Source organism: Streptomyces sp. MZ04 (genome assembly GCF_004684775.1).
Classification (GTDB): domain Bacteria; phylum Actinomycetota; class Actinomycetes; order Streptomycetales; family Streptomycetaceae; genus Streptomyces.
The window spans coordinates 1-15,127 of the sequence record NZ_SRIC01000207.1 but is presented as its reverse complement, the minus strand read 5'-3'; the positions used below and the strand labels follow the sequence as shown (position 1 = coordinate 15,127).

The following is a 15,127-nucleotide window of genomic DNA, read 5'->3' as shown; positions in this document are numbered from 1 at the left end:
GCCCCCGGCCGCTCCCGAGCCCACTCCGACGCCGAAGCCCACACCGACCGTCCGCCCCAAACCCTCACCGACTCCGGTGAGTTACCCCTCGTACCACGCAGCGCCCCGCAAGACGCCGCCCCGCAGCGGCCCGTCCCTGGTCTCGCTCACCCTGCTCGTCACCGCGCCCGCGGTGCTCGCCGCCGCCGCGCTGCGGCCGCGCTGAACCGCCGGAGGTCCCATGTCGGAATGGCTTGTTCTCACCCTCGCGATGCTCGCCGCATGCGGCGTCGTCCTCGTCATCGCCTTCCTGCGGCACCGCAGGACGAGTCCGGATTACGACGCCTCGGAGACGCCGGACGTCATCGAGTACATGACGATGATGATCGGCGTGGTGTACGCGATCGTCCTCGGTCTGGCCATCGCCGGGGTCTGGGAGGCCCGCAGCGTCGCCGAGGACCACGTCCACGCCGAGGCCCAGGCCCTGCACGAGGTCTCCGAACGGGCTCGGGTCTATCCGGAGGAGGTCCGGGACCGTATCCGCACCGACGTCCGCGCGTATGTCGGCTACGTGGTGAACACGGAGTGGGACAGCATGGCCGAGAACGGCGAACTCACGGACCGAGGAAAGCAGTTGCTCACCCGGGTCCGCCACGACGTGACCGACTACGAACCCAAGTCCGACTTCGAGGCGCAGGCCTACCAGCCGCTGGTCGACTCGGTCGCCGCCGCCGACGACGCCCGCAGCGCCCGTGGCGGCAGCGCGGGTGCCACCATGCCCGGCGTGGTGTGGTTCGGCCTGATCATCGGCGGCCTGGTGACCATCGGCATGATCTTCGCCCTGCAGATCCGCCGCACCGCGCGCGAACTGATCCTGGCCGGGCTCTTCTCGGCCCTGTTTGCCTTCCTGCTCTTCCTGATCTGGGACTTCGACGCGCCCTACAGCCGAGGCATCTCGGCCAGCACGGATCCGTTCCGGGTTCTCTTCGACAACCTAGGGGGCTGATTCAGCCCGCGATGATCGACGCCAACTGGGTGAGGTTGTCGATCCGCCAGTCCGCCGCCTGGACGACGGTCGGGTCGTCGGCCCACCAATGGCCCCAGGGCCCGCGCCGGATGTGCGCCGCGCGCAGGCCCGCCGCCTTCGCCGGGTAGATGTCGTGTGCGGGGTGGTCACCGACGTACACGGTCCGCTCCGGCGCGGCCTGCGCGACCTCGGCGACGCGCGCGAAGAACGAGGGATCGGGCTTCGCCACGCCCCACTCCTCCGACATGACGACGAGGTCGGCGGGCAGGTCCAGGTCGCGCAGCAGCTCGCCCGCGCGGGGACTCTGGTTCCCGGCGACGACGACGCGGATCCCCTGTTTCCGCAACCCGCCCAGCGCGGGGCGCACATCGGGATAGAGGTCGGTCTCGCCCAGGTGCTCACCGCGTCCCGCGACCTCACGGGCGTGGTACGCGGCGGCGACGTCCATGTCCGGACTGAGCAGCCGCAGCGCGTCGGCATGGTCCTGCCCCCGTGTGACCACACCTCCCACGAGCGCGGAGACGGTGTGCCGGGGCACGCCGAGCCAGTCCGCCCAGGACGCCCAGTAGCGGTCATCTTTCGTGAGGGTCTCCCCCACGCCGAACACCACGGTCTCGATCATCATCGTCCGTAGCCTAGGACTCCGGCGCGCGGCCGTGGCCGTGCGCCGCGCAGGCCTCTCCGTGTGTTCGAGAGAGCAGCCGGCCCCTCGATAGCTCGTACGTCCGTAAACCGGGCTGCGCCGCGAGCCCGCGCGGCGCACTCTTGTGGCATGGCCTGGCAGACACCCATCATCGTCCACCCGCCCGCTTCCGACGGCGGACGGCGGGTCACCGTGCGGGGGCGGCCCGTCGGTGTCGCCCACGACGACCGGGAGCTGGTGGAGTTTCTGCGCCGCACGGGACTCGGCGACGCCGACATGGTGCTCGACGACCCGCATCTGGTGGAGTGGCGCGGCGGCGGGCCGCACGTGTGGGCCGCTACACCGCCGACGCCCTGATATCCCGTCACCGGGGCCGCGACACCCCGGCCCGTTCCCCTGTCCGGCCCACGTGGTTGCCCCGTTCGCGCGACAGCGATCGCGGCCGCCCGGGTCCCTGCCTAGCGTTTCGGGCATCGAGGTGCATTTCAGGTGCAAGCGGAAGAAGGTCCGCGGCTGCTCCTCGGGGACCCGGAGGAATCATCATGCGCGCGATACGCGTCGCCTCGGCCGCTCTGCTCGCCGCCACCGCCCTGACCCTCACCGCCCCCACCGCGGCCGTCGCGGACGACGGCGACACGAACAACAACAACAACAACACGTCGTTCGGCTTCCACGTCACCCCGTCGACGATCGCCGCGGGCGGCCAGGTCACGCTCAGCGTGGACGGCTGCGAAGGAGACACCACGGTCACCTCCGGGGTCTTCGACGACGCCCATATCCCCAAGGGCCGGCAATCGGTCAACGCCCAGGTCTTCCCTGACGCCAAACCGGGTGCGATGTACGAGGTGACCTTCGACTGCAAGGGCGAGAAGGGGACGACGGATCTCACCATCGCCACGGGGCGTCCCACACACCACCCGACCATGAACCCCACCACCCCCGTCCACCGGGGTGTGAAGGCCGGAGTCGGCGGCAGCTTCGGCGGTCTCGATCTGCACGAGATCGCTCTGGGCGGCGCCCTGATCGTGGGCACGCTCGGCACCGCGTACTACTGGACGCGCCGCCGCACGGGCGACGACAACTCCTGACCCTCCCACCGCACGGGCTGCCGCCCGGTCGCCGACCGATCTGGTCGGCGGCCGGGCGGCGGCGTGCGGCACACGCCCGACCGGCGCGGAAGGGGGACGCGCCGGTCAGGGAGGCGGAACGAACCGCACAGGAACGTGCCGCACAAGAACGTGCCGCACAAGAACGTGCCGCACAGGAACGTGCCGCACAAGAACGTGCCGTCAGATGCCGCGGCTCGCGTTCTCCGAACGGCGCCGCAGCCAGAACACACCGCCGCCGATCACCGCGGCAGCCACGAGGCCCCCGCCGATCGCCATGTCGGTGCTGGTCGCACCCGTGGTGGAGCTGCCGCCGAGACCGCCTCGGACACCGCCGTGGATGACGGTGAACGCGGCGGGCTTGGTCAGCGGGGGCTTGCTGCCGCAGTGCGCGGTGATGTTGTGCGCACCCGGAGTGGCGTGTTTGTGGATGATCGCGGTCGCGCTGCCACCAGACGCCGTCGGCGTCAGCTGCGCGTCCGGGAAGGCGTCCGACGTGATCTTGCTGCCGGGGGTCATGCAGGACTTGCCCTCGACGGTCACCGTCAGGTGCCCGCCCCTGGGGATCACGCTGGGCATGGCCACGATGTTCTTCGGGTCGTCCCAGGCCGAAGCGACCGGGGCGGCGAGCCCCAAGACCGTACCCGCGGTCACAGCGACCGCCAGAGCACGAGCGGTACGCATACGAGAAGTACGCATGTGAATCCTCCGCGGAAGACGCCCCGGGGAAACCGTCCCCGGTCGATCGGCGAGAACGCCTCCCAGACAGACCCTCAGATGCCTTGCACAGAGCCGCATTTCGGGAATCGGCCGTACTGGTGAGGCGACACGCCGAAGGGCGAAGGCGCAAGCCGATATTGCCGCAGGTCACGGACCGTCAGAAAATAAGTTTCCGGGTCGACTCGGATGGCGCACGCCCGGTATGGCCGCCACCCGTTCGCTCCCGCTCTGTCGCTCACCGCGCGCGCCGCGCTTAGCGTTCTCGTACGCGCAACGGACGCGGTTCGAAAGCCGCGTTGAGAGGGGATCAGAGAATGCCTTCGTCCCAGCCGGCCGAAGAGGAGCAAAGGCAGAGTAAGCGCGCGCCCTGGGGCGTGATGGCGCTTGTTCTGCTGACCGGCCTCGCGCTGATCCGGAATGGCTCAGGGGAATTCGACGTGGGGCCGCCGCAGCCCGCTTCGGCCGCCGCGGCGGACCAGGCACCCGACAAGGCCGTGAAGGGCGTCGCACCGCTGACGTTCTCGCCCGCCGACCGGATCCAGATCAAGGGGATCCGGGTGGACGCGCCGGTCATGCCTGTGGGGCTCGACATGGAGGGGTGGGTCGACGCGCCGCCGCCGCAGGACCCGAACCTGGCCGGCTGGTTCACCGGTGCGGTGTCGCCGGGCGAGAAGGGCACAGCCGTGATCGTCGGCCATGTCGACAACCAGCAGGGGCCCGCCGTCTTCTACGGCCTTGGTTCGCTGAAGAAGGGAAATCGCGTCGAGGTACTGCGCAGCGACCGCAAGACCGCGGTCTTCGAGATCTACGGCATCGACGTGTTCGAGAAGAACAATTTCCCCGGAGATCGCGTCTACGGCGACAAGGGAGCCCCGGAACTCCGGGTCATCACCTGTGGCGGCGGATTCTCCAAACAGGCCGGATACAACGGGAACGTCGTCGTTTTCGCCCGCCTTGTGGATGTGCGGGGCTGACGGCGATCTCGCCGGCAGCACACATCACAGGGCGGGCGAAAGCCCGGCCTACATCGAAAGCCCGGCCTACATCGAATGGCGGCTCGGCACCGTAATGCGGTAACCCGAGTCGATGAGTTCCGGAAGGTACGTCCGCAGGGCTTCGACGCTCTGGGAGCGGTCGCCGCCCGCGTCGTGCGAAAGCACCACGACTCCGGGACCCGCGCCTCTGCGCACGCGCCGGACGATCGTGGCGGTGCCCGGCTCGGTCCAGTCCAGGGTGTCGACCGTCCAGGCGAGCGGCTCCATGCCCAGGTCGGCGCCCAGCTGGAAGGCGTTGCGGTTCCAGGCCCCGTAGGGGGCGCGGAACCAGGCGGGGGGTTCGCCGACGGCGTCGTCGACGACCTCGCAGGTGCGCTCGATCTCCTCGCGCATCGCGCTCCTGTTCATCTTCGGCAGGAGCGGATGGGTCCAGGTGTGGTTGCCGATCAGATGCCCGTCGTCGGCCATCTCGCGCAGCAGGTCCTTGTTGTCGACCGCCATCTCCCCGCACACGAAGAACATGGCGCGGACGTCGTACCGGCGCAGGGTGCGCAGGATGCCCGGGGTGTAGCGGGGGTCGGGCCCGTCGTCGAAGGTCAGCACCATGCTGCGGTCCTTCGTGTCCATGCGCAGGATCGGCGCACGACGTACGCGCGGCAGGGCGCGGGCGGCGTGCGGCGGCCCGTAGCCGGCGATGGGCTGGAGGCGGTATGCGGACGGTTTGAGGGCGCGCGCGGCGGGCGGTCCGCCGGCCGCCGCCCCGCCGGTGGCCTTGGGTCCTGGCGTGCCGGGCCGTTCCGTGCCCACGCAGCCGGCGGTGGCGGCCAGACCGAGGACAGCGGCGCCGCGCAACAATGCGCGGCGCCCTGGAGACATTTGATACTTTTTCATGACTAATCCGTCGCATGGCGGAAGTCCCGCGCGGACCAGCAACACCATGGCGGGCCGCGATTGCACCCGATCCGACCAGCGGCGACGGCTCCAGGGCCGGGTGGGTAACCTCTGCGCTGTGACCGAAGACCACTCTCACCAGTTCGAACGCGGTACCGACGGCCCGAAGGTGATCGTCGTCGGCGTCGACGGCTCGGACTCGTCGCTCCGGGCCGCCGCGTACGCCGGAGGCCTCGCCCGGCGGCAGCGCGCTCTGCTCGCCGTCGTCTACGTCCAGCCGGTGATGGCCGCCGGTGCCGCGCTCGGCGCCCCCGTCGCCGAGACGACCGACGAGATCGCCGAGGGCCTGATCGCCGAGATCCGGGCGGCGACCGAGCGGGTGAAGGGGATATTCGACGTGCGCTGGGAGTTCCACACCTTCCGCGGCGACCCCTACGGCGGTCTGGTCAAGGCGGCGGACGACCTCAAGGCCGATGCCGTGGTCGTCGGCGCCTCCGAGCAGGCCGGGCACCGGATCGTCGGATCGGTCGCGGTACGTCTGGTCAAGGCGGGCCGCTGGCCCGTCACCGTCGTGCCGTAGCCGTAGCCGTAGCCGTAGCCGTAGCCGTCGCCCGCCAGAGTGCTGAACCCTCACATATGTGAGGGGAGAGGTGTGGCGTCTATCGTCGTGCGCCCGCCTGCGCCATCATGATCCGCCATCAGCCCATGGCCGTCTGCGAAGAGGTGGAGCTCATGGCGGGACTCCGTATGGGGCAGGGCGTGCTGCGCCGCAAGCCCATCGAACACATCGAAGAGACCGAGTCGGGAGCGGCCGGCGGCCTCTCCCGGTCGCTCGGTCTGTGGCAGCTCACGGCGATCGGCGTCGGCGGCATCATCGGCGCGGGGATCTTCACCCTCGCCGGAACGGTCGCCAACGGCACGGCCGGACCCGCCGTCCTCATCTCCTTCCTCATCGCCGGCATCGCGAGCGCGGCAGCCGCCTTCTCGTACGCCGAGTTCGCGGGCCTCATCCCGAAGGCCGGATCGGCTTACACGTACGGCTATGTGGTGCTCGGCGAACTCGCCGGCTGGTTCATCGGCTGGGACCTGCTCCTGGAGTACACCGCGATCGTGGCGGTGGTCGCGATCGGCATCTCCGGCTACTTCAACTTCCTGCTCAACGACATGGGCGCCGAGCTCCCCAACTGGATGCTGGGCGCGCCGGGGACGGGCGACGGTCACAAGGTCGACCTGTTCGCGGCGGTCCTGTGCCTGCTCATCGCGTATCTGCTGACCCTCGGCATCAAGAACGCGGCGCGGTTCGAGATGGTCGTCGTGATCCTGAAGGTCATCGTCGTGATCGTGGTGATCGCGGTCGGGTTCTTCCACATCAACACCGACAACTACAGCCCGTTCTTCCCCTTCGGGGTCAGCGGTGCGTTCACCGGTGCGGCCACAGTGTTTTTTGCCGTGTTCGGTTACGACGCCATGAGTACGGCCGCCGAGGAGTCCAAGGACGCCCAGCGCCACATGCCCAAGGCGATCCTCTACTCCCTCGCCATCTCGATGGTGCTGTACGTACTCGCGTGCCTCGTCCTCACCGGCATGCAGAGCTACAAGGACATCGACCCGGAGAGCGGGTTCTCCACCGCCTTCAAGTCCGTGGGGCTCGGTGGTCTCGCCGATGTCATCGCGGTCGGCGCGATCATCGGCATCCTCACCGTGATGTTCACGTTCATGCTCGGCGTGACCCGCGTGTGGTTCAGCATGTCGCGCGACGGGCTGCTGCCGAAGTGGTTCGCCAAGACGCACAAGACCCGGCATGTGCCGACGCGCGTGACCTGGATCGTCGGGTTCGCGTCGGCCGCCATCGCCGGGTTCCTGCCGATCGGCGAGGCGGCCGAGCTGACCAACATCGGCATCCTGCTGGCGTTCGTCGTGGTGTGCGTCGCGGTGATCGTGCTGCGCTACAGGCAGCCCGATCTGCCGCGGACGTTCCGCTGCCCCGGAATGCCGGTGGTGCCGGCGATCGGGGTCGTCTTCTCCATCTGGCTGATCACGTTCCTGCAGTGGCAGACCTGGGTGCGGTTCGCCGTGTGGTTCGTCGTCGGCCTCGTCGTGTACTTCGGGTACTCGTACCGGAAGTCGGAGCTCGCCAAGGCCGACGTGCAGGACAAGACGCTGCCCTAGCGGCTCAGGCGCTCTTCTCGATCGAGCGCGCGAACTCCTTGGCCATCTGGTCCAGGCCCTTGTTCTTCCACTCCGCCCAGAACGGCTTCCACTCGCTCAGCTTCTTGCGGCCGCTGACGATGTCGTTGACGAGGTCCGTGGCCTCGGTCTGCATACGGCCGTAGTGCTGCGTGTACGCGTCGGAGTAGTGGCCGACCACTGGGTTCTGGATGGCGGTCTCCAGGAGCTTCTTCTCGACGGCGTAGACGTCCTTGACGTCCTGGGCGCGCTCATCGCCGGGGAAGCTCGACGCGATGATCGCGAACGGCGAGGTCGTCGACGTCTGCAGCCCGCTGAAGAGGCCCTCGACCTGCTGCTTGCCCTGCTTGGTGCGGGTGGGGAAGCCGTTCTTGTCGTACGTGAAGTCCTCGCCCTCGGTGCCGTATTCGAGGAACTCGCGCTCCTTGCTGCCGAAGGGCGCCGCCAGGTAGTTCAGGACGTCGAGCAGCATGCGCACCCGCTTCTCGTCGCCCTTCTTGACGGCGGTGTAGCCGATGGTGCCCAGGTGGTAGTGATGGTGGGGCTTCCGGCCGCCCGCGGCGAAGGGGATCAGGATCTCGGCGGCAAGCTCGGGGTCCTGGACGCGGGTTTCCTTGCGGGCGTTGAAGGGGTTCGCGAAGACGCAGGCGCCGATCGAGCCCTGCGCCATCTTGATGTACGCGTCGGCCATCTTCGGGTTACCCGGGTAGAACACCCCGGCCTTCTTCAGCTTCAGAACGAAGTTGAGGGCTTCCAGGTACTCGTCGGTGTCCTGGAACCAGGTGAGCGAACCGTCCTTGTTCTGGCGCCACTTGTTGGGGGCGCCGAAACACTGGCTCATCACGCTGGCCGTGTTGACGTAGATCGGTTCAAGGGCCCAGGTCTTCCCGCCGGTGACCTCCTTGCACTTGGCGAGGAACTCGTCCGGGCTGCTCGCCTGGATGCCGTCCGCCTTCGCCCAGACCTTCGGGTTGCCGCCGTAGACCTGGCCGAACGCGGGGTACGGGACGGGCGCGCCCCAGATCTTGCCGTTCACCACGGCCGTCTTCCAGTGCGCGGGCGTCATCGCGGCGAGGTTCGGATACCTCTTCACCGCGTCGCCCGAGACGTACTCGGTGATGTCAGCGCACTTGGCCTCGAGGAGTTCGGCGATGTGCTGGATGCCCTGGTTGGGCGGGATCCACAGCAGGTCGGGCAGGTCGCCGCCCGCGACGACCGCGGAGAACTTCTCCTCGTAGCCGGGGTCGGTGCCCAGGATCGCGGTCAGGTCGACGCCGAGTTCCTTGTCCAGCTTCTTCCAGTAGGCGTTGGAGCCCTTGGGGGTCGGCGGCTGTGTCCAGATCTCCGTGAGCATCGTGATCTTCGAGCCGTCGCCCGGGGTCTTGGCGACGCTCTGCACCAGCTCCTTGGGGTACGACAGGAATCCCGCCGAGAGTCCCTTCGCGTTCGGCGCCAGGTCGGGACTGATACCGGCGAAGGGAACGTACGAAGGCAGCTTCACCTTCGACGATGCCGCCTCGCCCGACTTCTTCGTCGACGAGCCGCAGGCCGTCAGCGAGGTGGCGGCCGCGCCGGCGGCGACGGCGGTGGAGAGGCTGAGGAAGGTGCGTCGGGACATGCCTGTCATGGGAATCTCCGCGAAGGGTGTCAGGGTCTGGAAGGGACGGGGGGGGGTTCAGCCCTTGATGGCGCCGGTGAGCACGCCCTTGGTGAAGTACTTCTGCAGGAACGGGAAGAGCAGCAGGATCGGGATGAGCGCGATCATGACGACGGCCATGGAGATCGACTGCTGGGGCGGCATGTTCGTGACGCCCAGCTGGTCGCCCGTGATGGACTTGCCCTGGACGACGTAGGTGCGCAGGACCAGTTGGATGGGCCACTTGCCCGAGTCGTTGAGGTAGAGCATCGCGTTGAAGAAGGCGTTCCAGTACGTCACCGCGTAGAAGAGGCCGACGACGGCGACGACGCCTTTGGAGAGCGGGAGCACGATGCGGGTCAGGATCCGCCAGTCGCCCGCGCCGTCGATCCGCGCCGCCTGGTAGAGCTCCTCGGGGATGTTCATGAAGAACGCGCGCAGGACGACCAGATTGAACGCGTTGATCATGACGGGGAGGATCAACGACCAGTAGGAGTCCAGGAGTCCGAGCTCCTTGACCACGACGTACATCGGGACCATGCCCGGCACGAAGAGCAGCGTGAACAGGACCATCAGGAGGATCGGCTTGCTGCCGGGGACGCCGCGCTTGCTGAGGGCGTAGGCGAGGGCGATCGTCGTCAGGAGCGAGAGGGCCGTGCCGACCAGCGTGATCAGGACGCTGACGACGACGGCGCGCGAGACGATGCCGCCGGAGAGGATCGTGCGGTACGCGTCCAGGGTCGGCTCCGTGGGGAAGAGGACGAAGCCGCCCGCCTCGGTTATCTCCTTGCGGGAGGCCAGGCTGGTGGAGAGGACCGTGACGAACGGCAGGATCATCACGGCGCACAGGACGGTGATGACGACGGCCTTGGCGGTCGAGCCGATCTTCGTCGGCGGCTCTTCCCAGGCGGGCCGCTCCTCGCGGGCCGCGCGGGTGCGCAGGGGGGATCCGAAGCTGCTCATTTGCTGTACACCCCGTGCTCTCCGAAGGCGTGGGCGACCTTGTTGGCGCCGTAGATCATCAGGGCTCCGACGACTCCCTTGACCAGGCCGGCGGCGGCGCCGACGCCCCAGTCGCCGTAGACGACGCCGTGGTAGTAGATGTACGTGTCGAGGACTTCAGAGGCGCGGGCGCCGACCGCGTCGCGCTGGAGCAGGAACTGCTCGAAGCCGACGGACAGCACGTCGCCGAGGCGGAGCACGAGCAGCATGATCGTGACGCCGCGCACCGCGGGCAGGGTCACGTGCCACATACGGCGCCAGCGTCCGGCGCCGTCGACGGCCGCCGACTCGTACAGGGACTGGTCGACGCTCGCGAGCGCCGCCAGGTAAATGATCATGCCCCAGCCGATGTCCTTCCAGATCACCTGCCCGGTGATGAGGAGCGGGAAGGTGCCGGGGTCGGTCATCACGTCCAGGGCCGACATGCCGTGGTCACGCAGGTAGTTGCTCAACAGGCCCGCGCCGCCGAGGACTTGCTGGAAGAGCGCGACGACGAGCACCCAGGAGATGAAGTGCGGCAGATACACGACGCTCTGCACGAACTTCTTGATGCGCGGGCTGACCAGGCTGTTGATCAGCAGGGCGAGGGCCAGCGGCGCCGGGAAGAAGAAGATCAGCTGGAGCGCGGCGAAGGCCAGGGTGTTGCGCACCGCCTCCCAGAACGCGGGGTCGGCGAAGAGCTCCTGGAAGTTGGCGAGGCCGACCAGCGGGCTTTCCTTGAAGCCGATGAAGGGCTGGTAGTCCTGGAAGGCGACGATGTTGCCGAACATCGGCACGTAGAAGAAGACCAGGAAGAAGAGCAGGCCCGGGGCCATCAGGGCGAGCATCACCCAGTTGTTCCGCAGGCGGACGCGGAGCGGGACGCGACGGTGGCGCTGCGGGCCCTGTGTTTTCGCGACGGACGCGGGTGGTGGCGACGCGGCCTTGGGCCTGCGCTTCGTTGCTGGGGATGTCACACGTACTCCCTGGCCTGACGGCACGACGGAATAGGGAAGTCGGCATCCGGCTAATTAGGAAGCCAACTTGCCGAATGAGAGCCACATCATCGAAGCGCGGCTCCCGTCCGTCAACCACCTGTCAGTCCTGGAGAGTTGGACTTTTCCGCGCGGCGTGATCGATGTGTTCCAGTGCGAGACGAGCTGCCCCGATTGCGGTCGATTCCTCGCCGAGTACGGAAGTTTGCACCGTCGGCGCGTACGGCGAGAGCGCGCCGAGCCGCTCCGCGAACGGCTCGCTGAGCAGGGCGCCCGCACGGGAGATGCCGCCGCCGAGCACCACGGACTGCGGGTCGAGGACGGCGACATGGCGGGCCAGGCTGTCGGCGAGCGCCTCGGCGAAGGCGCGCAGCGTGTAGCGGGCGCCGCCGTCACCGGCCGCCGCGGCGGTCACCACCGCCCGTGCCGCGTTCTCGCGGGTGGGCCGGTCCGCGCCCTCGTGGCCCGCGAACCAGTCGAGAAGCCGCTGGTAGCAGTTCCCCCAGCCGTCCCCGGCGACCATCTCGCCCGCCGCGCCGTGGTGTCCGCGGTGCAGCTCGCCGCGCAGCCACAGGCCGATGCCCAGGCGGTTGCCGACGTACAGGTACACGCAGTCGCGGGCGCCGACCGACACTCCCCCGGTGCACTCGGCGAGGGTCGCGAGCTGGATGTCGTTGCCCACCACGACGGGGCCGTGGCTGTCGTCGGCGAGCTCGCGGGTCAGGTCGCGGCCCGTCCAGTCCGGCAGCGAGTCGCTCTCCACCACCCGTCCCGCCGCGTCCACCATGCCGCTGGTGCCTACGCCGGTGGCCAGCGGGCGCACGCCTGCCGCCGCCGGCTGGGCCAGACAGCCCGCGATCGCCTCGCGGACGGCGTCCAGGCGCCGGGGCCCCGGCAGTTCGGGCGTGACGGCGACGCGCTGGGTGGCCACGGTGCGGCCGAGCAGGTCGGCGGCGTGCACCAGGATCTTGTGCGCGCCGATGTCCACGCCGAGCACATGGGCGGCCTCGGCCCGGAAGCGGAATCTGCGGGCGGGCCTGCCCACGCTTCCGCTGCCTGGCCTGAGCTCCACCAGGCGGCCCTCGCGAAGGAGCTGGGCCGTGAGGTCCTGCGCCGTGGGCCGCGAGACGCCGATCAGCGCGGCGAGTTCGGGCACGGTGATGTCGTCGCGCTCGCGCAGCACGCGCAGGGCGGCCGCCGCGTTGAGGCGGCGCAGCAGCGACGGGTCTCCACTCATGGGTTCCCCCTTCATGGACTCCCCCGGCTGCTTCATGGACTCCCCCGCCTGGGCTCCCCGATTCAAGGCGTCCCCCTTGACATCGCGATCGGTTGATCTCCAGTGTGACCCGGAGCGATTGAGAAACTTACCTAATAAACAGCGCCCTTGGGGGAGCACAGATGGGTGAGACTGGTCATCCGGAGCTGGCATGCGGGATCGGCTCCTGGGACAGCGACGTCTACGGCAACCACCGGCTTCTCGTACGCGCGGACGCCACCGACACGACAGCGCCCGCCGTCGCGGCCGAACTCCCGTGGCGGCGCCAGGATCCGGACCCCGCGTCCGTCGACGTGATCGTCGTGGGCCCGTCCGGCGAGCGCGTCCGCAACACGGTGGCCCTGGAGGTGACCGACGAGGCGGGGCGCATCGCCTTCGAGCCGGTGGACGGCCCCGGCACCTACGCCGTGCACTATCTCCCGTACGCGCACACGGGCAAGCCCTACTACCCGCAGGCCGACTACCGCCGGCCGACCAGGACCGCCGACCCCGGCTGGGTCCACCGCTGCGGGCTGCACGACGCCGCCGGGTGGGAGAAGCTGCCGCGCGCCGAGGCCTTCGGGTACGAGGCGGCGAGCGCGGTCGACTCGTTCGCACCGCTGGGCTTCGCGGCGACGGCGGAAGAGCGCGCTCGCCTCCAACAGGCGTACGCCGCCGAGCGGTTCCTCCTCTTCGGCGAGGACCGGACACATCCACTCGGCCGCTACCACCGGCTGCCGGCGCGCTGGGCGCTGGCCACTCCCTTCGCACCGCACGCGGTCACGGCCGACCGCGGGGAGTTCCACGCGGTGCAGGTGGGCGTGTACGCGCTCGGGGACCTGACGGACGTCTGCGCCGAGATCCGCGGGCTGCCCTTCGCCGTGCGGTGCCTCAGCACGGGCGGCACCGACGCGCGGGGCCGGTCCTTCGAGCGGCCCTTCGGTCTCGACGCGGGGCGGGCGGGCGCGCTGTGGTTCGGCGTGGAGGTGCCCGAGGAGGCCGAACCGGGCCTGTACGAGGGCGAGATCGCCGTCCGCGCGTCCGGCGTCCCGGAGTGTGCGCTGCCGGAGCGGATCCTGCCGCTGCGGCTCACCGTCGGCGAGGACGTCGTCGCCGACGGCGGTGCCGGGGAGCCGTGGCGGCTCGCGCGGCTCGGCTGGCTGGACTCGGCGTGCGCGCAGGACGACGAGGTGGTGGCGCCGTTCGCCCCCGTCGAGATCGACGGACAGCGCCTGTCGATCCTCGGCCGCACGGTCGAGCTGGGACCGGACGGACTCCCCCGGCGGATCGCCTCCACCTTCACGCCGTCGGTCACGCGCACGGACGGACCGGCGCGTGAGCTGCTCGCCGCGCCGGTCACGCTGGACCTGGGCCGCCCCCTCGAACGCGAGCCGCTGACCCTGGACCGGGCCGGTCCGGCACGGGGCCGCTGGTCCACGCGGGCGACTGGACGGGACGTACTCCTGTCCGTCCAGGGCGAGTTGGAGGCGGATGGCTTTCTCGTCGTGCGCGCCACGGTCGAGGCGACCGCCGACACCGAGCTGGACGTGACGCTCGACGTGCCGGTTCGCGAGGAAGTCGCGCGGTACGCGATGGGGCTCGGCCTGACCGGCCGGGCGTGCCCGGAGACGTACGACTGGAACTGGAACACGCCCACCCGCAACCAGGACGCGTTCTGGCTCGGCGACCCGGCGGCGGGCCTCCAGCTCGGCCTGCGCGACGAGCACTACGCGCGGCCGCTCAACACCAACTACTACCGGGAGAAGCCCCTGCGCACGCCGCGTTCCTGGGCGGGCGACGGGATCGGCGACGGGATGGGCGGGGTGCGGCTGCGGACGGCGGACGGGGTCCGGCGGCTGACCGCCTTCAGCGGTCCGCTGGCGCTGCGCGCGGGCGAGAGCCGGTGCTTCGAGTTCCGGCTGCTCCTGACCCCGTTCAAGCCGCTGGAACCGGGCCGCCAGCTGTCCGAGCGCTACTTCCACGCGTACGCGTCGCCCGCGGAGATCGCCGAGTACGGCGCGAACGTCGCCAACCTCCACCACGCGACGCCGCCCAACCCGTACATCAACGATCCGCTGCTCGGCGCTGACGCGCTGCGGTCCTACGTGGCGGAGGCGCATCGGCTCGGGGTCCGGGTCAAGGTGTACGACACCGTGCGCGAACTGACGCGGCACACACCGGAGTTGCCGGTGCTCGCCGGGCTCGGGGACGAGATCTTCGCGCCGGGTCCTGGTGGTGGGCACGCGTGGCTGCGGGAGCATCTGGGCGGTGACTACGTCCCCGGGTGGGTGGCGCCCGACGTGGGCGATGTCGCGGTGGTCACCTCCGGTGACTCGCGCTGGCACAACTCCTATGTGTGCGGGATCGAGCGGCTGCGGCGGGTGGTGGGCGTGGACGGGCTCTACCTCGACGACGTGGCGTACGACCGGACGACGATGAAGCGGGTCCGCAAGGCGCTTGCCGCTTCCGGGGAAGCGGCGCCGGTCGTCGATCTGCACTCGTGCAACCAGTTCCGGGAGGCGGATGGGTTCGCCTCGAGCGCGAATCTGTACGCGGAGCTGCTGCCCTATGTGGACCGGCTGTGGCTGGGTGAGCTCTTCGACTACGAGGGGGTGGACGGCTCTGCCGGGGCCGACCCCGCGTACTGGCTCGTCGAGATCTCGGGGATTCCGTTCGGGCTGATGGGCGAGATGCTGGAGGGCGGGGGGAATC

The 15,127-nt window shown here is 69.6% G+C and carries 14 protein-coding genes and 1 pseudogene; 8 read left to right on the top strand and 7 right to left on the bottom strand.

Going from position 1 to position 15,127, the window contains the following annotated elements; all coding sequences use genetic code 11:
- Positions 1-205: pseudogene (locus E2651_RS44765) on the top strand (hypothetical protein); the annotation flags it as partial.
- Positions 206-220: 15 nt separating this feature from the next.
- A complete protein-coding gene (locus tag E2651_RS31220) occupies positions 221-985 on the top strand; it encodes a DUF4239 domain-containing protein (protein ID WP_135334606.1) in 765 nt (254 codons plus the stop codon).
- 1 nt (position 986) lies between these two features.
- On the opposite strand, the gene E2651_RS31215 is transcribed toward E2651_RS31220, so the two are convergent.
- Positions 987-1,628, bottom strand: a complete 642-nt coding sequence (locus E2651_RS31215; RefSeq protein WP_135334609.1) for an HAD family hydrolase — start codon at positions 1,626-1,628, stop codon at positions 987-989.
- Positions 1,629-1,778: 150 nt separating this feature from the next.
- Here E2651_RS31215 and E2651_RS31210 point away from each other — a divergent pair, with 150 nt between their 5' ends.
- Together E2651_RS31210 and E2651_RS31205 are read left to right on the top strand one after the other, a co-directional pair.
- Positions 1,779-2,006: a hypothetical protein gene (locus tag E2651_RS31210; protein WP_135334605.1), complete on the top strand. Its 228-nt coding sequence runs from the start codon at positions 1,779-1,781 to the stop codon at positions 2,004-2,006.
- Between the two features lie 185 nt (positions 2,007-2,191).
- Positions 2,192-2,737, top strand: coding sequence for a hypothetical protein (locus tag E2651_RS31205; protein ID WP_135334604.1), 546 nt, complete (start codon positions 2,192-2,194; stop codon positions 2,735-2,737).
- Positions 2,738-2,938: 201 nt separating this feature from the next.
- On the opposite strand, the gene E2651_RS31195 is transcribed toward E2651_RS31205, so the two are convergent.
- Entirely contained in the window at positions 2,939-3,439 is a 501-nt protein-coding gene (locus E2651_RS31195) for a hypothetical protein (protein ID WP_135334603.1), read from the bottom strand.
- 350 nt (positions 3,440-3,789) lie between these two features.
- Between E2651_RS31195 and E2651_RS31190 the strand changes: the two genes are divergently transcribed.
- The gene (locus E2651_RS31190; RefSeq protein ID WP_135334602.1) at positions 3,790-4,449 is read left to right on the top strand and encodes a class F sortase; all 660 of its coding nucleotides are present in this window, start codon (positions 3,790-3,792) and stop codon (positions 4,447-4,449) included.
- 66 nt (positions 4,450-4,515) lie between these two features.
- Here the strand turns inward: E2651_RS31190 and E2651_RS31185 are convergent, their stop codons facing one another.
- Entirely contained in the window at positions 4,516-5,361 is an 846-nt protein-coding gene (locus E2651_RS31185) for a polysaccharide deacetylase family protein (RefSeq protein ID WP_135334601.1), read from the bottom strand.
- A gap of 118 nt (positions 5,362-5,479) precedes the next feature.
- Between E2651_RS31185 and E2651_RS31180 the strand changes: the two genes are divergently transcribed.
- Together E2651_RS31180 and E2651_RS31175 are read left to right on the top strand one after the other, a co-directional pair.
- A complete protein-coding gene (locus tag E2651_RS31180) occupies positions 5,480-5,941 on the top strand; it encodes a universal stress protein (protein WP_135334600.1) in 462 nt (153 codons plus the stop codon).
- A 152-nt stretch (positions 5,942-6,093) separates the two neighbouring features.
- Positions 6,094-7,530, top strand: coding sequence for an amino acid permease (locus E2651_RS31175; protein WP_135334608.1), 1,437 nt, complete (start codon positions 6,094-6,096; stop codon positions 7,528-7,530).
- A 4-nt stretch (positions 7,531-7,534) separates the two neighbouring features.
- On the opposite strand, the gene E2651_RS31170 is transcribed toward E2651_RS31175, so the two are convergent.
- From E2651_RS31170 to E2651_RS31155, 4 genes are all read right to left on the bottom strand, one after another.
- Positions 7,535-9,166, bottom strand: a complete 1,632-nt coding sequence (locus tag E2651_RS31170) for an extracellular solute-binding protein (RefSeq protein WP_167828946.1) — start codon at positions 9,164-9,166, stop codon at positions 7,535-7,537.
- Between the two features lie 57 nt (positions 9,167-9,223).
- On the bottom strand, positions 9,224-10,147 hold the full coding sequence (locus E2651_RS31165; protein WP_135334598.1) for a carbohydrate ABC transporter permease: 924 nt from the start codon (positions 10,145-10,147) through the stop codon (positions 9,224-9,226).
- On the bottom strand, positions 10,144-11,142 hold the full coding sequence (locus E2651_RS31160; RefSeq protein WP_245239351.1) for an ABC transporter permease subunit: 999 nt from the start codon (positions 11,140-11,142) through the stop codon (positions 10,144-10,146). The genes E2651_RS31165 and E2651_RS31160 overlap by 4 nt, the downstream gene beginning before the upstream one ends.
- 121 nt (positions 11,143-11,263) lie before the next feature.
- Positions 11,264-12,397, bottom strand: coding sequence for an ROK family transcriptional regulator (locus E2651_RS31155; RefSeq protein ID WP_167828945.1), 1,134 nt, complete (start codon positions 12,395-12,397; stop codon positions 11,264-11,266).
- Between the two features lie 161 nt (positions 12,398-12,558).
- Between E2651_RS31155 and E2651_RS31150 the strand changes: the two genes are divergently transcribed.
- Positions 12,559-15,127: glycoside hydrolase domain-containing protein (locus E2651_RS31150; protein WP_135334596.1), on the top strand; the 2,569-nt coding region annotated here is incomplete at its 3' end.